The sequence below is a fragment of the Brevibacillus sp. NPDC003359 genome, from assembly GCF_042878995.1.
Taxonomy (GTDB): domain Bacteria; phylum Bacillota; class Bacilli; order Brevibacillales; family Brevibacillaceae; genus Brevibacillus.
The window spans coordinates 48,751-71,092 of record NZ_JBIAOR010000001.1; the positions used below are offsets into that span (position 1 = coordinate 48,751).

The 22,342-nt window shown below is 48.9% G+C and carries 22 protein-coding genes and 1 other annotated feature (1 of these 23 cut by a window edge); of the genes, 17 read left to right on the forward strand and 5 right to left on the reverse strand.

Features of this window, described 5'->3' with window-relative positions:
• Nucleotides 1–16 precede the first annotated feature (16 nt).
• The 9 genes from ACFYU8_RS00065 to ACFYU8_RS00105 all read left to right on the forward strand — a co-directional run bounded on the left by ACFYU8_RS00065 (nt 17) and on the right by ACFYU8_RS00105 (nt 9,712).
• Entirely contained in the window at nt 17–1,768 is a 1,752-nt protein-coding gene (locus ACFYU8_RS00065; RefSeq protein ID WP_390297116.1) for a LytS/YhcK type 5TM receptor domain-containing protein, read from the forward strand.
• Nucleotides 1,768–2,496, forward strand: a complete 729-nt coding sequence (locus tag ACFYU8_RS00070; RefSeq protein ID WP_390297113.1) for a LytR/AlgR family response regulator transcription factor — start codon at nt 1,768–1,770, stop codon at nt 2,494–2,496. Before ACFYU8_RS00065 ends, ACFYU8_RS00070 begins: the two co-directional genes overlap by 1 nt.
• 150 nt (nt 2,497–2,646) lie before the next feature.
• Nucleotides 2,647–2,994 (forward strand): DUF485 domain-containing protein, encoded by a 348-nt coding sequence (locus tag ACFYU8_RS00075; protein ID WP_390297110.1) that lies wholly within the window; start codon nt 2,647–2,649, stop codon nt 2,992–2,994.
• Nucleotides 2,994–4,520: a solute symporter family protein gene (locus ACFYU8_RS00080; RefSeq protein WP_390297107.1), complete on the forward strand. Its 1,527-nt coding sequence runs from the start codon at nt 2,994–2,996 to the stop codon at nt 4,518–4,520. Before ACFYU8_RS00075 ends, ACFYU8_RS00080 begins: the two co-directional genes overlap by 1 nt.
• 96 nt (nt 4,521–4,616) lie before the next feature.
• On the forward strand, nt 4,617–6,173 hold the full coding sequence (locus tag ACFYU8_RS00085) for a solute symporter family protein (RefSeq protein ID WP_390297104.1): 1,557 nt from the start codon (nt 4,617–4,619) through the stop codon (nt 6,171–6,173).
• A gap of 47 nt (nt 6,174–6,220) precedes the next feature.
• Nucleotides 6,221–6,532: a hypothetical protein gene (locus ACFYU8_RS00090; RefSeq protein ID WP_390297101.1), complete on the forward strand. Its 312-nt coding sequence runs from the start codon at nt 6,221–6,223 to the stop codon at nt 6,530–6,532.
• A gap of 109 nt (nt 6,533–6,641) precedes the next feature.
• Nucleotides 6,642–7,499 (forward strand): patatin-like phospholipase family protein, encoded by an 858-nt coding sequence (locus tag ACFYU8_RS00095; protein ID WP_390297098.1) that lies wholly within the window; start codon nt 6,642–6,644, stop codon nt 7,497–7,499.
• Between the two features lie 121 nt (nt 7,500–7,620).
• Nucleotides 7,621–8,682, forward strand: coding sequence for an HD-GYP domain-containing protein (locus tag ACFYU8_RS00100; protein WP_390297095.1), 1,062 nt, complete (start codon nt 7,621–7,623; stop codon nt 8,680–8,682).
• A 163-nt stretch (nt 8,683–8,845) separates the two neighbouring features.
• Complete coding sequence (locus ACFYU8_RS00105; RefSeq protein ID WP_390297092.1) at nt 8,846–9,712, forward strand: universal stress protein; 867 nt, start codon at nt 8,846–8,848, stop codon at nt 9,710–9,712.
• Nucleotides 9,713–9,772: 60 nt separating this feature from the next.
• Here ACFYU8_RS00105 and ACFYU8_RS00110 read toward each other — a convergent pair whose 3' ends face one another.
• Nucleotides 9,773–11,020, reverse strand: a complete 1,248-nt coding sequence (locus tag ACFYU8_RS00110; protein ID WP_390297089.1) for an MFS transporter — start codon at nt 11,018–11,020, stop codon at nt 9,773–9,775.
• A 62-nt stretch (nt 11,021–11,082) separates the two neighbouring features.
• Nucleotides 11,083–11,676 carry a TetR/AcrR family transcriptional regulator gene (locus ACFYU8_RS00115; protein WP_390297086.1) on the reverse strand — a complete coding sequence of 198 codons (594 nt, stop codon included), beginning with the start codon at nt 11,674–11,676 and terminating at the stop codon, nt 11,083–11,085.
• A gap of 150 nt (nt 11,677–11,826) precedes the next feature.
• Here ACFYU8_RS00115 and ACFYU8_RS00120 point away from each other — a divergent pair, with 150 nt between their 5' ends.
• Both ACFYU8_RS00120 and ACFYU8_RS00125 read left to right on the forward strand, forming a co-directional pair.
• The gene (locus ACFYU8_RS00120; RefSeq protein ID WP_390297082.1) at nt 11,827–12,669 is read left to right on the forward strand and encodes a deoxyribonuclease IV; all 843 of its coding nucleotides are present in this window, start codon (nt 11,827–11,829) and stop codon (nt 12,667–12,669) included.
• A gap of 50 nt (nt 12,670–12,719) precedes the next feature.
• Nucleotides 12,720–13,121, forward strand: coding sequence for a hypothetical protein (locus ACFYU8_RS00125; protein ID WP_390297079.1), 402 nt, complete (start codon nt 12,720–12,722; stop codon nt 13,119–13,121).
• Between the two features lie 207 nt (nt 13,122–13,328).
• On the opposite strand, the gene ACFYU8_RS00130 is transcribed toward ACFYU8_RS00125, so the two are convergent.
• Both ACFYU8_RS00130 and ACFYU8_RS00135 read right to left on the reverse strand, forming a co-directional pair.
• On the reverse strand, nt 13,329–13,505 hold the full coding sequence (locus ACFYU8_RS00130; protein WP_167402479.1) for a hypothetical protein: 177 nt from the start codon (nt 13,503–13,505) through the stop codon (nt 13,329–13,331).
• Nucleotides 13,502–14,923 carry a sigma-54 interaction domain-containing protein gene (locus ACFYU8_RS00135; protein ID WP_390297076.1) on the reverse strand — a complete coding sequence of 474 codons (1,422 nt, stop codon included), beginning with the start codon at nt 14,921–14,923 and terminating at the stop codon, nt 13,502–13,504. The genes ACFYU8_RS00130 and ACFYU8_RS00135 overlap by 4 nt, the downstream gene beginning before the upstream one ends.
• Before the next feature lie 282 nt (nt 14,924–15,205).
• Here ACFYU8_RS00135 and ACFYU8_RS00140 point away from each other — a divergent pair, with 282 nt between their 5' ends.
• The 6 genes from ACFYU8_RS00140 (at nt 15,206) to ACFYU8_RS00165 (ending at nt 20,117) form a co-directional block, all read left to right on the forward strand.
• Nucleotides 15,206–15,871 carry a CoA transferase subunit A gene (locus ACFYU8_RS00140; RefSeq protein ID WP_390297073.1) on the forward strand — a complete coding sequence of 222 codons (666 nt, stop codon included), beginning with the start codon at nt 15,206–15,208 and terminating at the stop codon, nt 15,869–15,871.
• Complete coding sequence (locus ACFYU8_RS00145) at nt 15,871–16,533, forward strand: 3-oxoacid CoA-transferase subunit B (protein WP_390297070.1); 663 nt, start codon at nt 15,871–15,873, stop codon at nt 16,531–16,533. The genes ACFYU8_RS00140 and ACFYU8_RS00145 overlap by 1 nt, the downstream gene beginning before the upstream one ends.
• Before the next feature lie 44 nt (nt 16,534–16,577).
• Nucleotides 16,578–17,396 carry a transporter substrate-binding domain-containing protein gene (locus tag ACFYU8_RS00150; protein WP_390297067.1) on the forward strand — a complete coding sequence of 273 codons (819 nt, stop codon included), beginning with the start codon at nt 16,578–16,580 and terminating at the stop codon, nt 17,394–17,396.
• Nucleotides 17,397–17,484: 88 nt separating this feature from the next.
• Nucleotides 17,485–18,150 carry an amino acid ABC transporter permease gene (locus tag ACFYU8_RS00155; protein WP_390297064.1) on the forward strand — a complete coding sequence of 222 codons (666 nt, stop codon included), beginning with the start codon at nt 17,485–17,487 and terminating at the stop codon, nt 18,148–18,150.
• Nucleotides 18,151–18,167: 17 nt separating this feature from the next.
• Complete coding sequence (locus ACFYU8_RS00160) at nt 18,168–18,908, forward strand: amino acid ABC transporter ATP-binding protein (protein ID WP_390297061.1); 741 nt, start codon at nt 18,168–18,170, stop codon at nt 18,906–18,908.
• A 27-nt stretch (nt 18,909–18,935) separates the two neighbouring features.
• On the forward strand, nt 18,936–20,117 hold the full coding sequence (locus ACFYU8_RS00165) for a thiolase family protein (RefSeq protein ID WP_390297059.1): 1,182 nt from the start codon (nt 18,936–18,938) through the stop codon (nt 20,115–20,117).
• Between the two features lie 298 nt (nt 20,118–20,415).
• On the opposite strand, the gene argS is transcribed toward ACFYU8_RS00165, so the two are convergent.
• A complete protein-coding gene (gene argS / locus ACFYU8_RS00170; RefSeq protein WP_390297056.1) occupies nt 20,416–22,131 on the reverse strand; it encodes an arginine--tRNA ligase in 1,716 nt (571 codons plus the stop codon).
• A 48-nt stretch (nt 22,132–22,179) separates the two neighbouring features.
• Nucleotides 22,180–22,342 (reverse strand) — a binding site (T-box leader); it runs 102 nt beyond the window's last position.

Below are 22,342 nucleotides of genomic sequence, written 5' to 3' on the forward strand. Positions count from 1 at the left end.
ACTAAGGGAGGCTGCGGTGGACAATCTCACGTTATTGCTCATCGAGAGGATGGGCATTCTTTTGACGCTGGCATTTATTTTGACAAGGACACCGTTGTTTCGCCAGCTTTTAGACCGCGAATTGCACGTTGGGACGTCAATCGCATTTTCCGTCATGTTCGGGTTGTTTGGGATTGCAGGTACATATGCAGGAGTGGTCGTGCAAGGGGAGAGCTATCTTCCTGCTTTTTGGATTTTTCGTTTGTCGTATGACGAAATAATCGCCAATTCTACTTTGGTAGGCGTCGTCATTGGTGGTTTGCTCGGAGGGCCTCTCGTTGGCCTGGGGGCAGGTGTCATTGCTGGGCTTCATGTCTTCCAATTGGGAGGATTCGCCGCAGCCTCGATGGGCTTGTCGGTCCCGATCACGGGCTTGTTGGCTGGATACGTAGCGCGTTTTTTCTCGCAGGAGCGGGTTATTTCTCCGTCCAAAGCCATGTTTATCGGCATGTTCGCGCCCATTATTCAGATGTCACTTTTATTGATCATGTCCGCTCCGCCCGAGTTGGCGCGAACCATGGTAAACGTGATCGGGATTCCGATGGTGCTAACGAACAGTGTTTCGATTGCGATTTTTACGACGATGATACGGGTTGCCTTGCAAGAGGCAGAACGTTCGGCTGCCATTGAGGCGGAGCGTTCCTTTACGATAGCGGAAAGGATTTTGCCACACCTGAAAAGGGGGCTCACACCACAGACTGCTCAGTCAGCAGCCCTCGTCTTACAAAAAGAAACGAAGGCAGCAGCCGTTGCTGTAACAGATCGAGAGCGGCTTCTTGCGCACGTAGGAGTAGGGGCAGATCACCATCATCCGGGAGAAGCGCTCAGTAGTGAGCTCGATAAGCGGGCCCTGATTGGCGGGGGAATCGACAAGGGATTGACGCGAGAGAGCGTCGGATGCAAGCGCAAAAATTGTAACCTGCATGCAGCGATTCTCGTGCCGATTAAAGAGGGGGACAGCGTCGTCGGTCTGATCAAACTCTATTATCGGAGGCCGCAACAAATAGGAAAAGTCCAGGAGGCGCTAGCGAAAGGGCTCGGCAACCTGATCTCCAATCAATTGACACTATCCCTCACGGAGCAAATGAAAGGGTTAATGAAAGATGCTGAGTTGCGGATGCTGCAGGCGCAGATTCATCCTCACTTTTTGTTCAACACGCTAAATTCAATTGTGACCTTGATACGAATTGATCCGCAGCTAGCCCGGCATATGACCATTCAGCTTGGCGTGTTCATGCGATTCAACCTGAAGCTCACAGCGAGTCCGCTTGTCAACGTGAGACAGGAGTTGGATCACCTGCATGCTTATTTGGAAATTATCAAAATCAGATTTTCCGAGCAATTCGCCGTTCGCACCATCATTGATGCGGGTGTAGAAGAAGCCCTTATTCCTCCTGGCACGTTGCAGCCGTTATTTGAGAATTGCATTCAGCATGGTGTTTCCGACATCACGAACGGCGGTGAGATCATCCTCCATGTGAAACGGCAGAATCTGCATGTTGTTTTTCAAATAGAAGATAATGGCCAAGGCTTTCCTGACAACTTACTGCCAGTTCTGGGAAAGGTGCCAATGGAGAGTAAGGAGGGCAACGGAATTGGCATCCATAATGTCAACCAACGTCTGATCAGCTTGTGCGGACAAGATGCCCAACTCCATTTTGCCAATAAACAAGAAGGTGGCAGTACGATTACCTTTACCATTCCGATTACAAAAGAGGTGAGTGCCTGATGCCAATACGAGTCATGATTGCAGAAGACGAGCGACTAGCACGCGAAGAACTGAGTTATTTACTGCTACAAGAAGGAGACGTAGAATTGCTGCCCTATGCCACCAACGGGCGAGAGCTGTTGGAAATGGTCGATGTGCACGAACCGGATGTCGTCTTCCTGGATATGAAAATGCCTGAACTGGAAGGCGCGCAGGCAGCCAGAATGCTCGCCTCACGCAAGCAGCACCCCCTTATCGTTTTTTGTACTGCGTATGAGGAATTTGCCATCGATGCGTTTAAGCTGTACGCTGTCGATTATTTGCTGAAGCCTACGGAGCCTAAGCGGCTGGTAGAAACGATGCAACGGATACGAGAGCGTCTGGTTAAGCCGAAAGTAGAGCCTGTCCAGACCAAACGAACCAAGCTGTTGGTAGAAGATAATAGTAGATTAGTGGTCATTGATCCAGCGACCATTGTCTATGCGATGCGAGAGGAGCGATATGTGCAAATCATCACCCAAACGGCTACCTACTCGACGCGGATGACCTTGACACAACTGGCGGAAAAGCTTTGCGCATACGACTTTTTCCGTACCCACAAAAGCTATTTGGTCAATCTTCAATACGTAAGCGAGCTCGAACCTTGGTTCAACGGTGCCTACAATCTGATTTTGAAGGGAGAAGGAAGACCGCGCATTCCCGTATCTCGGACCTCCGCTAAAGATTTGCTCAAACGTCTTGAGGAGTAAGCTTGGTGATCAAGCATTTGCAGATCGTGGTGAAAAATCTGCCACTGACACACACTCCCCGACATCTTACGCAGAAAAATACACGGATAGAAAAGGATTCTCTACAATGAAGGAAGCGCTTACATTTCTGTTGATGAGGGGGAGGTTCCCATGGGCAAATCCGCTTCGGCAAAAAAAGCCGAGGATCAGAAGAAGAACGCTGTTGATTATGCAGCAGTGATTCAGTCAGCTACTTTCAAAGAGCTCTTGAGAAGGAAAAAAGCGTTTATTTTGCCATCTTCTATTTTTTTCTTCGTGTTTTACTTTACCCTTCCGATTTTAACCTCCTACTTCACCGTACTGAATCAACCAGCGTTTGGAGCCATTTCGTGGGCGTGGGTATTTGCCTTTGCTCAGTTCATCATGACATGGGGTCTCTGTATCCTGTACACCAAGCGGGCTGAGAAGTTTGATCAACTCGTTGAGAAAATCAAACAAGAGGCAGGTGGAAGGGGCTAATGAACGTAACCGCATTTTTACTCTTTCTCGTCATTGTATTGTTGACACTTGTCATTACCTTTTACGCTTCGAAAAAGACGAACACGACCAGTGAGTTTTACACTGCTGGAGGAGGATTGACGGGTTGGCAAAACGGCCTCGCGATTGCGGGAGATTACATGTCGGCTGCTTCCTTCCTTGGAATTGCCGGGATGATAGCATTGAGCGGGTTTGATGGCTTCTTCTACAGTATCGGCTTTCTTGTTGCGTATCTCGTTGTGCTCTACTTGGTAGCAGAACCTTTGCGTAATTTAGGAAAATACACGATGGCTGATATGATAGCCGCACGTTTTGACAATAAAAAGGTTCGTGGTGTCGCCGCTCTCAATTCGATTGCCATCTCGATTTTTTATATGATCGCGCAATTGGTCGGAGCAGGGGCCTTGATCAAGCTGCTCTTGGGGCTAGATTACACGACCTCCGTATTCATCGTAGGCGCACTGATGACGATCTACGTCGTTTTCGGCGGAATGACGGCAACCTCATGGGTGCAGATCGTAAAAGCGGTTTTGTTGATGGTCGGTACATTTATCATCTCCATGATGGTTTTTGCCAAATTCGATTTTAACCTCTTGAAAATGTTCGAGCAAATGAAGTTGGCGACACCATTGGGAGAGCAGTTCCTCAATCCTGGTAACAAGTTTAAAGTGGGGCTCGATACCATTTCGCTGAATCTCGCACTTGTGCTCGGAACAGCTGGATTGCCGCATATTTTGATTCGCTTCTTCACCGTCAAAGATGCAACGACAGCTCGCAAATCGGTTGTGTACGCGACGTGGATCATTGGTGCCTTCTATGTCATGACGATCTTCCTCGGCTTCGGGGCAGCAGCGTTTGTAGGAGCGGGGAATATGGACCCTGCGGGCAACATGGGAGCTCCACTGCTTGCGCAAGCGTTAGGTGGTAACTTCTTGTTCGCCTTTGTATCTGCGGTTGCCTTCGCTACCATTCTCGCGGTAGTGGCTGGGCTGGTGCTCACTGCGGCTTCTGCCTTCGCGCACGACTTTTACGGACACGTATTACGGCAAGGAAAAGCAACAGAAAAAGAGCAAATGAAGATGGCTAAATGGGCGTCTGTCGGTGTCTCGATTGTCTCTATCTTGCTCGCTTTGTTTGCGCAAAATCTGAACGTGGCCTTCCTTGTTGCGCTGGCTTTTGCAGTAGCGGCGAGTGCAAATCTCCCGGTGATTTTGTTCACGATCTTCTGGAAAAGGTTCAATACGGCAGGAGCAATCAGCGGAATGCTCGTCGGTTTGTTCAGCTCCCTCATTCTGGTTGCGTTGAGTCCGAACGTCTGGAATCCTGTAGCTGGAAAAGCCATTTTGGTCGGCGAAGCGCTGTTCCCGTTGCCGAATCCGGGCATTGTCTCGATCCCGTTAGGTTTTTTGGCTGCATGGATCGGAACCATGATGTCCAGCTCCCGTGACGATAAGAAGTACGATGAAATTTTGGTGAAAGCGAATACAGGAATGAAAGATTCAGCGTAGAAACAGTAAAAGTAGGAAGCTCATGCCACGAAGAGAAGGCTGGGGTTAACCCCTGGTCTTTTTTTTCATTTTTACAAGATGGGAGAAGTATTGTCCATGACGACGATCATCTTTTTCCTTGCCGTCATTATCGGCACGATGGCCATCACTTATTCGGCTGCCAAACAGACAGGAACGACGAAAGACTTCTATGCGGCAGGAAATCGCTTGAACGGGTTACAAAATGGCATTGCCATTGCCGGCGATTACATGAGTGCTGCCTCGTTTTTGGGGATTGCGGGAACCATTGCGATGTACGGCTTTGACGGGTTCGTGTATGCGATAGGTTTTTTTGTCTCTTATCTGATTATTTTGTTTTTAGTTGCGGAGCCGTTGCATAATTTGGGGCGCTATACGTTGGCAGACGCGATTGCCGTCCGATTTGACAGCCTTTGGCTACGTGGCGTTGTTGCTTGTACGACTCTATTAATTACGATATTTTACATGCTGGCGCAATTAGTTGGGGCAGGTGCCCTCATTCATTATTTATTGGGAGTCCGTTACGATACGGCTGTCCTGATTGTCGGGAGCCTGATGACATTTTACGTCGTGTTCGGCGGGATGGTGGCGACCTCCTGGGTTCAGATTATTAAAGCGATACTGCTCCTGACAGGGACGTTGATCCTCAGTCTGATCGTTTTTGCCCGTTTTGATTGGAGCTTATCCGAAATGTTTTCACATGTGAGTACGATTACACCTCTTCAGGAACAGTTCTTACAGCCGGGAAATCAACTTCATGATCCGCTTGAAACGATCTCACTGCATTTGGCTTTGATTCTCGGTACCGCCGGGCTCCCACATATTATCTCCCGGTTATTCACAGTCAAGGACGCCAAGACGACTCGAAATTCGATTTACACCGCAACCTGGGTCATCGGCGCCTTTTATTTAATGACGATCTTCCTCGGATTTGGGGCGAGCACGTTTGTAGGCTACGAGGCATTGAAGAATGTGGGCTTCGGGGGTAATCTGACGGTCACGCTCTTGGCAGATGCTCTCGGCGGAGAGTTTTTGATGGCGTATATTGCTGCTGTTGCCTTTGCGACGATATTGGCAGTAGTGACAGGACTCGTGCTCTCCGCCTCTTCTGCGTTCGCGCATGATGTTTACAGTCATCTGATCAGACGAGGGTTGGCTTCGGAAAAAGAACAGGTCACCATGGCAAAGCTTTCGTCTGTTGCGGTGGGCGTGATCTCCATTTGGCTGGCAATCGGTGCAGAAAAAATGAACGTGGCGATTCTCGTTGCGCTGACGTTTGCGGTAGCAGCCTCATCCAATTTACCACTTTTGTTGTTTACGTTGTATTGGAAGCGGTTTACCGTGCGCGGAGCGATTTGTGGAGTCCTGACAGGTTTAACTGCATCAGTGGTACTGGTCATTTTGGGTCCGACTGTTATGAATCCACTGACCGGACTTATTCGTGCGGAGCCATTATTTCCACTGACGAATCCTGGACTGGTCTCCATACCACTCGGCTTTTTAGGGGCTGTGCTCGGAACCCTGCTGGATCGGCCTGATCCTGATGCCGAGATGAAGTACCAACGCGTACTGTTTCAGGCGTTGACGGGAATTCGAGTTCCACCTAGCAAGAAAACGGAACAAGAATCTGCATAAAGCCTCTACACCTGCCCCACTCTAAGAGGAGAAGGAGGAGGGGGCAATTGGGTACGACCAAAGAGACAGACGGTTTATCACATGACCAGCCCGATGTCTATGAGCGCGCAAGGCTGGCACTGGATGATCTGATTGGAGAGCTATGTGAGGCACTGGGAGAGGAAGATTCCGAATCCTATAAGCGAAAAGGCTATGAGATGATCGGGAGCTACTTTCGAGAGCCGGTCAATACCGGGGAATTAACGTTGATCTATGCAGCGGTGCTTGCGGATATCCTCTATAAGCTGGAGTTGACGCAGCAAGGGGAAAATGTAACGATGGTCCGCGATCAGTACAGTATGATGAAAAAAGACGATTGAGTGGCGACCCTATTATGGGTCGTTTTTTGATTGGCACGATCGAGCCCTGCATGTTTCATTGGGCAACCATTCATACTACGGGTAAACGACATCAAAATGGGTGATAGGAATGGAAAAGGTAGGGCTCGTTTTGCAGGGAGGGGGGAGCCGTGGGATTTATACCTCTGGCGTTTTGGATTACTTCATGGAGCAGGAGCTATACATTCCGTATGTGATTGCTGTGTCAGCAGGTGCGTGTAATGGGGCGGCATACTTGGCGAGACAGCGCGGATTGGGCAAGATTTATCATACGAAATACATACGGGACCCCCGATACTTTCACTGTAAAAATTTGATCACGAAGCGTTCGTTGTTTGGCATGGATTTTATTTTCAATGAGATGCCTTACAAGCTGGAGCCGTTCGCCTTTGATCGGTTTCGTGAAGCGAAGGAACGGTTTGTCGTCGTCACAACGGATTACGCGACAGGGGAAGCCGTTTACTTTACGAAAGACGATTGTGCGGATATTTTCCATGTGATTCGGGCTTCATGCAGTCTTCCGTTTTTATCACCCAAGGTTACGATCAACGGGCGCAAGCTATGGGACGGGGGCATCGTGCATCCGGTACCTTTCCTAAAGTCCATGCTTGATGGCAATCAAAAACATATTGTTGTGCTCACTTCTTCTTGTCCGCCAGAGGATTGGATGCGAATGCTTTCGCGTGTCGAGCGTCTTTTTTCGAGAAGTACGCGCTTGTGTCAAGCATTCATTCGTCATTTTCGCATCTATTGCGAGGCTATTGAACAGGTAAAAGAGATGCAGAAGGAAGGCAGAGCGTTTGTCATCGCACCTCCAGCGGGTACCTTTATACGAGGTTTTGAACGTCAAGAAGAGAAGCTGGAGCATTATTACAGGCAAGGCTACGAGGATGCACGCACCAAATTTTCTGAGCTTTGCACATGGCTTGGTCTTGGCTGGAACAGGTGAAAAATGAGGAGGCAACTGGTAGCACGGATGTTTTTTCGGCAAAATCACACGAAACAGGTTTTTCCCATGCGAAGATAGGGAAGAAGCATCAGGGGAGGATGGAATCAGGAGGAAAGACCCCATGAAATATGTGAATGTAGACCTAGTAGAGCCAGGAGATGTTTTGGCTCGAAGCATTTATACAAGCGAGGGCTTGACGCTCTTGCATACAGGTGTCCAGCTGACTGTCGGAATGATAAATAAATTGCGTCGGTTTGGCGTCACAATGTTAAGCATCAAGGACCCGCTGCTCGATGAAGTGAAAGAGCAGGAGGTCGTCACGGAGACCACTCGGAAGGACGCGATCCGGAATCTGTCACAAGCGATTTCGTGTGTGCAGTCTGGTAAAAATTTTGATGTCCGCGGCATTCAAAAATCAGTGGGAAGTATCATCGACGAAACCTTGAGAAATCGTCGCGTGCTCTTGAATCTGGGAGAAATTCGCACGACCGACAACGCGATGTACATTCATTCCTTGAATGTGTGCATGATGGCGACGGTAATGGGCGTAGGATTAGGCTATAACACCGCTCAATTAAAAGAGCTCGCCATCGGAGCACTCTTGCATGACATTGGAAAGCTGTCTGTCGACAAGGAAGCCCCGGCCTACAAAAAGAACAGCAAAACCAATCATCATACGTGGCTGGGCTTTGATCTGTTGCGAAAAAAACATGAGATGAGCATCGTCTCCGCACACGTTCCTTTACAGCATCATGAATGGGTGGACGGAAGTGGGCAGCCCCGAGGCCTGACTGGCGATGATATTCATGATTTCGCCAAGATTGTTGCGATTTGTAACTACTACGATAATCTCATCTCTCCTTTTTCAGCGGAAGAAGAGACGTTGCCGGCGTATGAGGCTTGCGAAAAAGTCATGGGACTTGCGGAGAAACGTTTTGATCATAAAATGGTGATTCACTTTTTGCGCTCGATTGCCATGTACCCGACAGGAACCTCGCTGAAGCTCTCGACAGGAGAGATCGGTGTGATCATTGACCAAAATAGAGGCTTGCCTTCGCGCCCGGTAGTTCGGGTCATTCGAAGAGACCAACAGACGAATCGTCGGATGGTGGATGATCATGAGATCACGGACATTGATTTGAGTGAAAAGCCTACAATTTTTATTACAGCTGTCATGGAGTAGGGCATTGAAAGAATAGGACTCCCTATCAGGGAATATCCCTACCAAGATCAGGGAAAACCCCTACATACACCTAGGACCCACAGGACTACAATGGACTCAAGGCAGATGGATACATACAGTTACACCACATTTGCCAGATGAAAAAGAGGAAGGACGTGTCATTATGTCCCGTATTCTAGTCCCTGTCGATTTCTCAGCGCAGTCCATTCAGGCGGTCCGGTTCGCGCTGGCCTACGCCAAAAATAAGCATGAAATCACATTGCTCCATGCCATCTCGCCGTTTCCTTCACGCAATGTTGTCAGAAGGTTAGGACGAGATGTCGTAGAAGATTATCAATTGGATGAAGCAAGAGATGATCTGAAAAAATTCCTGGCGATCGTAGAAGAAGCTGGTATCACGTATGAATTGGAGATTGAGTTCGGAGAGCCGCATGAAGTCATTGCGAAGCACGCTGCGAATGACTATGCTGCCATCGTGATGGGAACACATGGTTACGGTCGCATAACAGGCTTCCTGTTGCAGAGTGTCAGCTATCCGACACTCCACGATGTCAAAGTTCCGGTCTTCCTCATTGCGGAGGAGACAGATGAGAGCCGCTTCCCTTGGAATAAAGTACTCATTGCAGTAGATGGCTCCGATCATTCGATAGAAGCTGCGAAAAAAGCCATCGAGATGGGCCAGCACCTTCCAGATGTATCTTATACGCTTCTCTCCGTTGTCATCCCGCCAGTCACGTACGCAGGTGTGTATGGCGTAGGTTGGGATAACATGAATACACTCGAAGGCTGGGGACGTGAAACGTTAAAGCCATGCGAGGAGTTGCTTGAAGCTGCATCGCTGCCTTATGAAAGCAAGGTCGTAGTAGGAGATCCAGCTACTGTGATCCGCCAGACGGCTGAAGAAATCGACGCGGGACTGGTAGTGCTCGGTCATCATGGCCAAGGTGCAGTTGCAGGTACGCTACTTGGCAGTGTCACATTTAAAACGATTCATCGTACGAAAACACCACTCCTGATTGTAAAAACATAGCATGTTGCTAGAAAAAGCTGTCCGCTTGGTGGACAGCTTTTTTTACTTGGTCGCCTTCCCTTACGACAGCGTTTGCGCTTGTTTGTGTTCGAGATGATGATTCGCTCCATCTTGTGTAACTTCTGCCGAATCCCACTTGATTCGCGCACATCCCCATGCAGCTAGCAGAACGATTACGGATGCAATCAGAAAAACCGTGATCAATGAAGTCATTTGCATGAGTGGACCTGCCACAAAAGAACCGATCATCATGAGTCCGATCATGAGTGGTGAAATCGTTCCGTTCACCCGTCCGATATACGTTTCATCAACGAGCTTGATCATGAACATACTGATCACGATTTGTAAAAATGCCATCCCAATACCGGTAAAAAAGCGCATCGCGGCGGTTACGTATATCCATACAGAAAGAACTTCTACGGCGACAGAGAAAGCGAAGAATAGTAATCCACCTGTAATGACCCAGCGACCATTCAGGCGGTCAAGGTAAACGGAAGCTAAAATGCCACCCAACAGCATACCCAATCCGTCTAGCGCACTAAACCATTGAATGGCTTCCTTGGAGAGTAAAAGACGGTCCGTAACGATGAATACCTCCAGCGAATTAATAAAACCCGATGACAACCCCAGACACGCAAAGGTAATCGCGAACCCGCGCAAAGCTGGTCGCTTTTTTACATAAGCAAAGCCTGCTTTAATTTCAGAAAGAAGAGTTCCGCCTTCCTCTGTTGCACTGGCAGTTGAGGGAGGAAGTGTCAAGAGGATCAGTGCCGAGACGAAGAACAGGCCTGCCATTGTTAACAGGGAAGGGTAGATGCCCCACTGATCAAAAAAGAAGGTACCAACAATCGGGCCAACTAGTAGAAAAATCGACCCCATACTTTGTGAAATAGACACGGCTGCTGCCACTTGTTCATCAGGAATATGGCGCTTCATCATCTTGGCAGAAGAAGGCTGGGAGAACTGCGACACGATAGCTGAGATAAATGTCGCGAAGAAGATAGCGATCCACATCCCTTGCCAAAGCAAATAGACGATAACCAAAACAGAGAGGACGCTTAACAGGTTCCCGGCTATCATCGTTCGCTTCGGATTCCAGCGATCAGCCAATGCTCCGCCAATAATCGAGAAAACCAAGATTGGTGCAAGTTCGATAGCGGTCAAGAGCGATACGGCGGTCGGATTGTTGCCGCTCGTCTCCATCACATAGTAGAGCAAGGCCATGTTGCGAATCCATATCCCGATGTTTTCTAATGTATCCGTGATAAACACGGTGAGAAATACTCTGTTTCCCCAAAGACCTTTCATAGGTCATTTCACTCCCGAAAAGTTATACCGAACGTCCGGTCTAATTAAAGGTGAAAAAAATGCTACTTGGCAATAATGCCATGCAGCAAAACGTCAATGCTCCTCTTCAGCAGAGCATGAAGACGCTCGTCTTCCATTTGATAGCCTACGTTGATGATTCCGTTCATTAGCCCTTCCAGTATCATGGCCATTTCTTCAGGGTCACAGGGGGCGATCTCGCCTCGGTCGATCCCTTCTTGAAAAAGCGAGGTATAGAGGGTATAGGTGGAGCCGAGCATTTCTAAGACTTGTTCCAAAATGACTGGATCGGCGAGCTGGCTACCGGAGAACTCTTCGCCAGCTTTTTTTAGAGGATGGGACAAAAAATCCTCCAAGAAAAAAGCAGCTAAGCCGTACAGTTTATCAATGGATGTCTCGAATTCTTTTTCTTTTTCCTGCCACAGGTCTACCCATTCGTTGTACTGCTTTTCTAGCAAATACAGGAACAACTGCTCCTTGTTTTTGAAATGGTAATAGAGGCTGCCTTTACTCGCTCCAGTTGCTTGGCAAATGTCCTCAATGGAAGTGGCTGAGTAGCCTTTCTGAGAAAATAACTCGGTTGCTTTCTCTACAATATGCTGTTTGGTTTTCTCCCCATCGAGACGACGCTTTGACATTTTACGAAGACTCCTTTTCTAGACTGAACGTTCGGTTTATTTTTAGTTTATTCGATCTAACAGGGAAGCGCAAGTGCTCTTGCTTCATTCGATTGAGAAGAAGGGACAGAGGGAAAAATGGTAAGAAAGTGAGTGAGGGGAGGGATAGCCTTGCAAATCGGCTGTCATGTCAGTATTCGTCATGGATACGAGGAGGCGGCGAGATCAGCCTACAACGAAGGGGCTATGTCATTTCAATTTTTCCCGAAAAACCCGCGAAGCTTAGGCATCAAGCAATTCGATGCCCGTGACGCAGAGCGATGTCGTGCTTTTTGTCAGGAAAAAGACATGCTCTCTATCGCTCATACACCCTACCCGGTGAATCTATGCGTCGAGGAACAGGAGCTATTTGCAGTCACTGTGGGCTCCGTACGAAACGACCTTGAAATTGCCGAAGCTTGTGGAGCGTTGGGCGTGGTCGTTCATTTTGGACAGTATAAAGGCGCTGATGTACTTACCGGCTATAAAATCATGATCCAGATGGTCAATCAAATACTGGATGGCTGGAAGGGAAATGCCCAGCTGTTAATTGAAAACAATGCCGGACAAGGCAACCGAATGGGCACGACACTCGAAGAGCTTACGCAGGTTCGACAATTGTTTGCCGAGCCACAAAAGGTAGGCTTTTGCCTAGATACATGTCATGCATTTGCCAGCGGATTGTGGAGTGGGAAGGATTGGGGGGAAGTAGCCGATCGGATGCGAGAGCTTGATTATTTTACGAGCTTGCGGGCCGTTCATCTGAACGATTCCGTCTATCCGAGTGGTTCCTTTCGAGACCGGCATGCCTCCATTGGAAAAGGGATGATCGGTGATGCAGCCATTGCCGCTTTTTTGCAAACTCCCGAATTGCAAGGACTTCCCATCGTTTTGGAAACAGCGAGAGGCTCAGAAGGGGGACATGGCGAAGAAATCAAGCATGTTCGTCTGCTCAGAGACAATTGGCAGGGCTGACATGTTGTGGTAGAGTGTGAAATGATGTGTTCAACACGGGAGGGGTACCTATGAAAAAGCGTATTAAGGTGACGATTGCGGATTTTGCTCCGCTTGCAGAAAACTTGAATAACCCGGAGGAGCTCGCTCTGTACGAAACGGCGAACGGAAATACATACGATGCTGAAATCGAGCATGATGGATATGCGATTGTGGATGTGACAGACGAGGATTACATCGAGCTGGCTCCAGCAGAGTATCAGCTGATGATCGAGGAGTGGACAAACGCCGGACAGATTGGCGAGTGGACACTGCAAACCATGTCTGACCCGGCGGATGACAAGGCTTTGCTTTACCGCACAGTGGACAAGGCTGGAACGGAAATACAAGCACCGCAATCATTGCCGAAGCAAGTCGTCGAGCTGGTTGCAAATACATGGTTTGGCAAAAAAGCAAAGAAGATTGAGGAATAATCGAGGAAAGAAAAGGAGCGCTGCGAGATAGCGCTCCTTTTTTTATATTAAGAAAGTATAAGTGTGAGGAGAGGGATCTGTGCTCCCTTTTGTTTATACTGAAAAGAATGATCTTAAAGGTTTAAAAGGTATCGGTGAACAACCAAAGCTGGTGAGAAGAAAAAGCGCAGGGCTCGTAGACCTTGACAACGCCTACCCAGTCGGAACTTAAAAAAGGGGACCACGCTTGTCGAACACTTCTTCCTTGAGAAACATCCGCCCGTAGGGTGGCTTTGGCTCGACGGTCCCCTTTTTTAAGTGGAGACGGACAGTCAATCCCCCCTGCGGGCGTGTCAGAGTCGAAGAGAACTGCGCTTTTTCTTCTCCTCCACTATGTTGACTCACTCTTCCTCAGCCTCCAATTGAATCTCATACTTTTTAATCCGGCGCATGAGAAGAGACTGTGTAATGCCGAGGGAGGCAGCTGTTTTGCGGGTCGTTTTGTGTGTACGCAATGCTTGCAGAATAAATTCCATCTCTATTTTCTCCATCCGCTCTGTAAGCGAAAGAGAACCGAGTGAGAGAATACCCTCCTCGAGCTCACGAATACTCCGCAGCTCTTCTGGCAAATCACTGACTTGGATTTGATCCAGCTTCGACGTGATGACGATTCGCTCTACCAAATTTTCCAGCTCCCGCACATTTCCAGGCCATTCATATTGATGCAAAACATCCAGCGCTTCCGGGGAAAAACGCCGTTTTTGGTTATGCTTGCTATTGAATCGCTGTAAATTGTGGTGGAGTAACGGGAAAATATCGTCTTTTCTCTCCCGTAATGGCGGAACATTGATGGGCAAAATATTAAGGCGATAGTACAGGTCGTGTCTGAATTTTCCCAACCGCACGAGCTCCTGAAGGTTGGCATTGGTTGCCGTTATGATGCGGATGTCAGCGGTGTATGTTTTGGTGCCGCCGATCGGCATAAACGTTTTGTTTTGCAGGAGCAGCAATAATTTTGATTGCAAGTGGTAGGGAAGCTCGCTGATTTCGTCCAAGAAAAGCGTCCCTTTGTCCGCCATTTTCACTAATCCGCTTTTCCCCGAGTGACTCGCCCCCGTAAACGCCCCTTTGTGGTAGCCGAACAGCTCTGACTCGATCAAGGTTTCGGGAATGGCGCTACAGTTGACATGGACGAACGGTTCGCTGCTTCGTTCGCTCAATTGATGGATTTGCTCCGCCAGATAGCTTTTTCCTACGCCTGTTTCACCTGTAATAAACACGGTTGTGTCGACAGGGGCTGCTTTTTTCATCAGTTCCAACAGGGCGAGATAGGAACGACTGTTGCCAATCAAGGTTTGGGAGGAGCTCTGGCTCGCTTCCCACTTCATGAGCTGAATCTCTTCGCTGTACCGCTTTAGCAAAGCAACCGTCTCTTCCAGCTGCGAACTGGCACGGGCAGCCTCCGTGATATCGCGTGAGTGGGAAACGATCAGCTCCGGTCTCCCATCCTCATCTGGGATGATATGTCCGGTCACCAGGAACTTCCCTTTATTATTGACGAGTTGAATGGTTGTGGTCGGTTTTCCCGTTTCCAAAACCAAGCGGGTGACAGAAGGGCTGAATATCCCCATTTCTTCGAGATCAGATACGTTTTGCCCGATGAGTTCAGCTTTTGGTAGACCACACAGGTTTTCACTGGCATTGTTTAACCATAGTGTAGTTCCCTGCGCATCAGCAATGAATATGCCATCTGCCAGTGTGTTCAGGATGTCAATAAAACGATCAACAGAAGACAGTGCTAGTATCTCCGCAGCTTTTTCCATGTTGAGTAGCTCCCCGCAGTTTTCAACTGATTGTACAAGATCAAATCGATCGTTGTATAGTGAATCGAAATTAAAAATAGTTGAGTCGAAATAGATTCATGGAAAAAGTTAGACTTTTCCTACTTTTCGATTCAAAGGTGAATCTATTTCGACTCATCAGGTGGGAATTGCTTTTTTCTTGATTCCGTCTTCATGCTGTTTTGAAGCTTGGCACAAGAGTTGCTATTACATAGATGAACGTAAGCGATTTATCCAAGAATAAGAGATAAGGAACGGCATGCGATGTTATCAAAACTGGTGACGCACGAACAAGCAGTGGAGCATGTTCTGGATGGCACCCGGCTGATGTATGGCGGATTCGGCACGATTGGCTCCCCGGCAAACTTGATTGATGCGATCTTGCACAAAGGCGTGCAAAGCTTGATACTCATCGGAATTGATGCCGGGTATTCGGAAGTCGGAATCGGTAAGCTGATCAGTCATGGACGGGTGAAGCAGCTAATTACTACACATATTGGCTCCAATCCTGAGGCAGGTCAACAGATGATGGACGGGAAGCTGGAAGTGACATTCTGTCCACAAGGAATTTTCGCAGAAAAGATTCGTGCAGGAGGTGTTGGTATTCCGGGAATCATTGTGGATGCGCATGTGAGTGGAGAGCGAACGGAAGGAGCAGAGCCGTTTTCCTTTGACGGAAGAACTTGCCGTATTGAAGCCGCCCTTACAGCGGAGGTAGGGATCGTCTATGCGAAACAGGCGGATACCTACGGGAATCTCATTTATGACAAGGCCGCAAGAAACCTGAATCCCCTTGTAGCGATGGCTGCGGATATCACGATCGCTGAGGTGGAAGAGATCGTTCCCGCAGGAGAGCTCGACCCGGATAAAATCGTGACACCTGGCATTTTTGTGGATTATATCGTGGTTCGCGGCGGAGGGAACAGCTAATGGGGCTGGAAATGGATCAGCGAAATATGGTCGCGTGGCGAGCAGCCAAAGAGGTAGCTCCCGGAATGGCAGTGAACTTGGGGATCGGGATACCTGAGCTCGTCGCTGATTTTATCCCGCATGAATGGCAAGTGATGTTTCACTCGGTGAATGGAATCTTGGGTGTCGGACCTACACCATTAAAGGGAGAAGAGGACCAGCATATTTCTAATGCAGGTGGAGGACCTGTTACCGTTGTACCGGGGGCATCGTATTTCGACAGCACCTTAGCGTATGGCATGATCCGAAGAAAAAAGCTGGATGCAGCGTTTATCGGGGCTTTGCAGGTGAATCGCCGAGGAGATCTGGCAAACTGGATTGTTCCTGGCTCACGGGTCCATGGAATTGGCGGGGGAGCGGAGCTGGCCTATTATGCAAAGAAAGTGATTGTGCTCATGAGCCATGTGAATCAGGCAGGAGAACCCAAAATTCGCAGGGAGTGCACATTGCCGCTGACGGCGAAGGGCTGCGTCGATCTCATTATCACCGAGAGGGCGGTTATTGAGGTGACCCAAAGAGGCTTGCTTTTGACAGAGGTAATGTACCCGTACACCTTGGAAAATGTCATTACGCATACCGGAGCACCTTTAATTATTTCAGAAAATTTACAAATGGTAGAGTAATGAAAAATGTAAGCGTGAACATATAAAATTGGGGGATGGAACACATGAAAAAAACATGGAAAACGATCGCAGGAGTCGTATTTTCTTTGTCACTACTGGTAACCGGATGTAGCCAAGGCGCTTCCACAAACAGTACGGGAGGACAAGCAGGTGTGGCGTCTGCTGGAAATGCATCGTCCATGACAAAAGAGGCAGGCGTATTTGTATACGCGGCTTCAGGGGAATATCAGCCATTTAGCTACTTCAAGGATGCACAATTGACCGGATTTGATGTGGAGATCGGCAACGAGATCGCCAAGCGCTTGGGTCTTGAGCCAAAGCCAGTCACATCGCCTTTTTCCGGCATTATCGCAGGGGTAAAGGAAGGGCGCTACGATGCGGCGATTGCCAGCCATGTAATTACAGAAGAGCGCAAACAGCAGGTTGATTTCGCAGATCCGTACTACCTTTCCGGTGGTCAACTGTTCGTGCGACCGGATGGGACCATTAGCACGCTGGAAGGATTGAAAGGCAAGGAAGTGGCAGTTGCACTTGGCACTACACATGAAAAGATGGCAAGGGAGTATACGGATAACATCAAAACGTATGACAGCGATGTAACGGCTTTGCGTGCCTTGGAGCAAGGCAAACATGATGTCGTGATTACAGATAGTGTCGTAGGGGAAATTGCCATTGCGCAAGGCTTGAAGCTCAAGAAAAGCGGGACGCCACTCTCGGTAGTCCAGCATGGAATCGCGGTGCGCAAAGGAAATACGGAATTGCTGAACAAGATCAACGAAGTGCTCAAGCAAATGGTCGAAGATGGTACCTACCTCAAATTGAGCGAAAAGTACTTTAATCGCGACATCAGCAAAGCAGAATAACAAGTCGCAATCCTTTCACCCGCCTGTCGTACTTTGGCACACCACAGTATGACAGGTATATTCCATTATGAGCGAGGGGTGGCATCAAGTGCCCAGTATTGCCCATCTGACAGAAGAATTTCTCCGTACATTGCCGTTTTTTTGGAAGCCGTTGCTGCTGACGTTTCAGTTGACGATCGCTTCCGTCATCGTAGGCTCGATCATCGGGTTGTTTGTCGCTTTGTTAAAGGTATCCAAGCTTCCAGTCGCACGGTTCGTAGCCAATGCGTACATCATGATCATTCGCGGTACGCCACTGATCGTACAAATTTTCGTCTTGTATTTCGGTTTTTACAAAATCATTGACCTGGGTCAATTTTGGTCGGCAGCGCTCGCTCTTGCGATTCACAGCGGAGCTTATATCGCAGAGATTTTCAGGGGCGCTATTCAGTCGATTGATAAAGGACAAATGGAGGCAGGGCTGTCTTTGGGCATGTCCGCTCGTCAGACCATGCGTCGGATCATTTTGCCGCAAGCGATGAAAAGATCGATCCCGCCACTTGGCAATCAGTTTATTTTGTCTTTGAAGGAATCGTCACTGGCCGCTTTCATTGCTATGGATGAGTTGTTCTCACTGGCCCGCCGCTTGTCAGCGGAAACATTTGATGAAATGACGTACTTTTTGATTGTGGCGTTCTATTACTTGGTTGTTGTCATGGTGTTTACGTTTGTGGTCCACATCATGGAGAAGCGTCTGGCCAAAGGAGAGGCGTAAAGCGGAGGGGAAAGACGATGGAAAAGCAAACAGAAATGATACGCGTGCAAAATTTGAAGAAAAGCTTCGGGAAAGTGGAAGTTCTCAAGGATGTTACCCTGCAAGTCGGAAAGGGCGAGGTCGTCGTCTTGATTGGTGCCAGTGGATCGGGTAAAAGCACATTGATTCGATGCATTAATTTTCTTGAAATCAAGGACGGCGGAGAGATCTATATCGAAGGAAAAAGCATCGACCCGAAAAAAGATGACTTGACCAAGGTACGACAAAAGGTAGGCATGGTGTTCCAGCACTTCAATCTGTTTCCGCATAAAACGGTTCTGGAAAACGTCATGGAGGCACCGCTGATTGCAAAGAAAGCGGACAAGGAAGCAACGAAGCAGGAAGCGCTTCAGTTACTGCAAAAGGTAGGTCTTTCTGAAAAAGCGGACGTCTACCCGGCCAGCCTCTCCGGTGGACAAAAGCAACGCGTGGCAATCGCTCGTTCGCTGGCGATGAAGCCTGCGATCATGCTCTTCGACGAGCCAACCTCAGCGCTTGACCCAGAACTGGTAGGGGAAGTGCTGGAGACAATGAAGCAGCTCGCGCAAGAAGGGATGACGATGATTATTGTGACGCATGAAATGGGGTTTGCCAAGGAAGTGGCCGATTGGGTTGCGTTTATGAATCAAGGCAAGATCATCGAGATGGCTAGGCCCCAAGAAATATTCAACAACCCGAAAGAAGAGCGCACGAGAGAATTTTTGAACCGTGTACTGTAATGGCAGAAAACGAAAGGGAGCTGGGGCATGAGAGACGTGGTCATTGTCGCGGGTGTGCGCAGTGCAGTGGGTGCATTCGGTAAAAGTCTGCGTGACGTACCGGCAACAGAGCTGGGGCGGCAAGTATTGGAAGGCTTGATGAATAAGGTTGATTTGCCTAAGGAAGAAGTCAATGAAGTGATTTTTGGCAATGGTTACGTACATGGGGGAGGACTCAATGCTGCTCGTATCAGCTCGCAGCTGGCGGGTTTTCCCCACAATGTCTATGGTCACATCGTTATTAAAGCTTGTGGTTCAGGATTAAAAGCGATTGGCAACGGTGCGCTAGCCATTGCAGCAGGTCAAGAGGACGTGGTGATTGCGGGTGGAGTAGAGTCCATGAGCAGTGTTCCCTACCTCGTGAAGAACCGCTGGGGCAGTAAATTCGGCAACTTGGCCATGGAGGACGCTCTCTTGTCCGATGGATTGATCTGCTCGCTGACCGGTGAGCATATGGGTATGACCGCAGAACGGCTGGCTGTACAGTACGGTATTTCCCGTGAGGAGCAGGATCGTTTTGCCTACGAGAGCCACGTAAGAGCAGCGGCAGCAATCGAAGCAGGCACGTTCACGAGTGAGATCGTACCGATTGAAATCAAGGATCGTAAAGGCACCCGCGTTTTTGCGCAGGATGAATCCGTACGCCATGATATCAAGCTGGAGGAGCTCGCCAAGCTAAAAAGTGTTTTTCAAAAAGAAGGGGCCATTACTGCTGGAAATGCGTGCCCGATGAATGACGGTGCAGCGGCTGTATTGATGATGTCTCGTGAAAAGGCGGAGGAAGCGGGTTTGACTCCGCTTGTGAAAATAAAGGCTTTTGCCAGCGCAGGAGTCGAGCCTGACGTGATGGGAATCGGACCAGTTCCCGCCACGCACAAGGTATTGGAGAAAGCAGGATTGACGCAGGGTGACATTGGGCTCATCGAATTGAACGAGGCATTTGCCGCCCAGGCTTTGTCTGTGATCAAATGCCTGGAGCTGGATACGACTAAGGTGAATGTCAATGGTGGCGCGATTGCCTTGGGGCACCCTGTCGGAGCAACTGGTGCCAAACTGACTGTGACGTTGATGAATGAAATGATGCGCAGACGCGAGAAGTACGGCATGGTGACACTGTGTATGGCAGGTGGCATGGGGATGTCCGTGATCTACGAAAATTTGACGTTGTAAACTCCACATGTGCAAATAAAAAAGCCCCGAACGTTGCTATGTCGGGGTTTTTTGCATGAAAGCTTGATCGATTGAAAAGGCAGTGTGAGCGTGCTCTTTAAGGCGAAGAGCGCATGCAAGCCAGTGAGACGTAAGGTAAAATCCGTCTTGACGAAATGTGCACTTCTTCCCATCGTTGCTCTCCTCTTTCAACTGCCGTAGTTCCATTATCTGACAAATGGTTGAAGATGACACGGGACAATCAAAAAAGCCGGTGCTTTCCTACAAGAGGAAGGCAACCGGCTTTTCGTATTCATTCTTACATCTCTTCTGGTGCCGCCAGACCGAGCAGACGCAGACCTTCCTTCAGCACAGCAACGACTGCTGCTACGAGCTGGAGGCGGGAAGCTTTCACATCTTCTTCGTCAGCCAGGATGCGTACATTCGCATAGAACTTGTTGAACGTTTGTGCCAGGTCGATCACATACTTGCCGATTTGCGATGGATCAAAGTTATCGGCAGCACGTTCGATTACCTCTGGGAACGCGTTCAAGAGGGTAATAACTGCCCAAGCCTCTTTGCTGTCGAGTGCACCGGAAGCCAGGTTCACCGTCGTTGCAGGCTGGTAGCCACCTCTGCGCAGCAGTGAGCATGCACGCGCGTGTGCGTATTGCACGTATGGTCCTGTTTCCCCTTCGAAGGTCAGCATTTCTTCCCAGGAGAAGTTGACATCATTCAGGCGGAAGTTTTTCAAGTCATGGAAAATAACTGCGCCTACCCCAACTTGAAGAGCTACTTCTTCTTTATTGGACAGCGTAGGGTTTTTCTCTTCGATAACTTTTTGGACGTCTGCAATCGCTTGTGCCAACACTTCTTCCAAGAGTACAACTTTCCCTTTGCGTGTGGACATTTTCTTTCCGTCCTTGAGCATCATGCCGAACGGGATGTGGTGCATATCTGCGGACCACGCATAGCCCATTTTTTCCAACACTTTATAGAGCTGCTGGAAGTGGAGTCGTTGCTCGTTTCCTACGACATAGATTGCTTTCGCAAAATCGTACGATTCGTGGCGGAAGAGGGCAGCGGCCAAATCACGCGTTGCGTAAAGGGTAGCGCCGTCTGATTTTTTGATCAGGCATGGCGGCATATTGTATTCGTCGAGGTTCACGACCATCGCACCGTCGGATTCAGTCAAGAGACCTTTTTCCTCGAGCAACGTAACAACGCGATCCATTTTGTCGTTGTAGAATGCTTCACCGTGGGTGGAGTCGAAGGCTACGTTCATCAGGTCGTAGATCTTCATGAATTCCTTGAGAGATTCATCGCGGAACCATTTCCACAGATGCTGTGCTTCTTCGTCGCCATCCTCGAGCTTTTTGAACCATTCACGACCTTGGTCTTCCAGAGTAGTATCGTTCTCCACTTCCTCGTGGAAACGAACGTAGAGGCTGAGCAGCTCCTTGATCGGTTCTGCTTTTACCTTTGCTTCGTCACCCCAGAGGCGATACGCAACGATCAGTTTACCGAACTGAGTTCCCCAGTCACCCAAGTGATTGATGCGCACTGGCTCGTAGCCTTGCTTTTCCATGATGTTGGCAATCGCGTTTCCGATAACGGTAGAGCGCAGGTGACCCATGGAAAACGGCTTGGCGATATTCGGGGAGGAGAGATCGATTGGTACTTTGCGTCCTTGACCGATGCTGTTGCTTCCGTATGTGCTGCCTTGGGTAAGAATTGTTCCGATTACTTGCTCTGCCACATTTTCTTGATCCAGGAACAGGTTCACGTACGGACCTACTGCTTGTGATTCGCGCAATGGAGCACCGGAGAGCTGTCCAGCCAGCTCTGCTGCGATCATCGGCGGAGCTTTACGCAATGCTTTTGCCAATTGGAAGCAAGGGAAAGCAACATCGCCCATCGCAGGATTTGGCGGTGTTTCCAGCATGCCGTATACAGCTTCTTTGGTCAGTGTGTCTACGCCCATCGAGGAGAGCGCAGCGGTAATTTTTTCAGCGACTTGGTGTTTGTAGCTCATTTGAATATTCCCCTTTCAAAAATAAAAAAACCTCTACGTCTCCTGTGAAAAAGAGACGAGAGGTTATACTCCCGCGGTGCCACTCTTGTTGTTTTTCCCTCCCATGAAACAGGAAGGCAAAAACCGCTTGATCTGCTGTAACGGGCAGTCCCGGCATAGCCCTACACGATCCTTTGCCAATGATGACTGGCGTAGGATGTTCAGGCTGCAT

What these genes read in the sequence shown, in the direction of transcription:
- ACFYU8_RS00070 (WP_390297113.1), top strand. Translation starts at nt 1,768, where the DNA reads ATGCCAATACGAGTCATGATTGCAGAAGACGAGCGACTAGCACGCGAA.
- ACFYU8_RS00075 (WP_390297110.1), top strand. Translation starts at nt 2,647, where the DNA reads ATGGGCAAATCCGCTTCGGCAAAAAAAGCCGAGGATCAGAAGAAGAAC.
- ACFYU8_RS00080 (WP_390297107.1), top strand. Translation starts at nt 2,994, where the DNA reads ATGAACGTAACCGCATTTTTACTCTTTCTCGTCATTGTATTGTTGACA.
- ACFYU8_RS00085 (WP_390297104.1), top strand. Translation starts at nt 4,617, where the DNA reads ATGACGACGATCATCTTTTTCCTTGCCGTCATTATCGGCACGATGGCC.
- ACFYU8_RS00095 (WP_390297098.1), top strand. Translation starts at nt 6,642, where the DNA reads ATGGAAAAGGTAGGGCTCGTTTTGCAGGGAGGGGGGAGCCGTGGGATT.
- ACFYU8_RS00100 (WP_390297095.1), top strand. Translation starts at nt 7,621, where the DNA reads ATGAAATATGTGAATGTAGACCTAGTAGAGCCAGGAGATGTTTTGGCT.
- ACFYU8_RS00105 (WP_390297092.1), top strand. Translation starts at nt 8,846, where the DNA reads ATGTCCCGTATTCTAGTCCCTGTCGATTTCTCAGCGCAGTCCATTCAG.
- ACFYU8_RS00110 (WP_390297089.1), bottom strand. Translation starts at nt 11,020, where the DNA reads ATGAAAGGTCTTTGGGGAAACAGAGTATTTCTCACCGTGTTTATCACG.
- ACFYU8_RS00115 (WP_390297086.1), bottom strand. Translation starts at nt 11,676, where the DNA reads ATGTCAAAGCGTCGTCTCGATGGGGAGAAAACCAAACAGCATATTGTA.
- ACFYU8_RS00125 (WP_390297079.1), top strand. Translation starts at nt 12,720, where the DNA reads ATGAAAAAGCGTATTAAGGTGACGATTGCGGATTTTGCTCCGCTTGCA.
- ACFYU8_RS00135 (WP_390297076.1), bottom strand. Translation starts at nt 14,923, where the DNA reads ATGGAAAAAGCTGCGGAGATACTAGCACTGTCTTCTGTTGATCGTTTT.
- ACFYU8_RS00140 (WP_390297073.1), top strand. Translation starts at nt 15,206, where the DNA reads ATGTTATCAAAACTGGTGACGCACGAACAAGCAGTGGAGCATGTTCTG.
- ACFYU8_RS00145 (WP_390297070.1), top strand. Translation starts at nt 15,871, where the DNA reads ATGGGGCTGGAAATGGATCAGCGAAATATGGTCGCGTGGCGAGCAGCC.
- ACFYU8_RS00150 (WP_390297067.1), top strand. Translation starts at nt 16,578, where the DNA reads ATGAAAAAAACATGGAAAACGATCGCAGGAGTCGTATTTTCTTTGTCA.
- ACFYU8_RS00160 (WP_390297061.1), top strand. Translation starts at nt 18,168, where the DNA reads ATGGAAAAGCAAACAGAAATGATACGCGTGCAAAATTTGAAGAAAAGC.
- ACFYU8_RS00165 (WP_390297059.1), top strand. Translation starts at nt 18,936, where the DNA reads ATGAGAGACGTGGTCATTGTCGCGGGTGTGCGCAGTGCAGTGGGTGCA.
- argS (WP_390297056.1), bottom strand. Translation starts at nt 22,131, where the DNA reads ATGAGCTACAAACACCAAGTCGCTGAAAAAATTACCGCTGCGCTCTCC.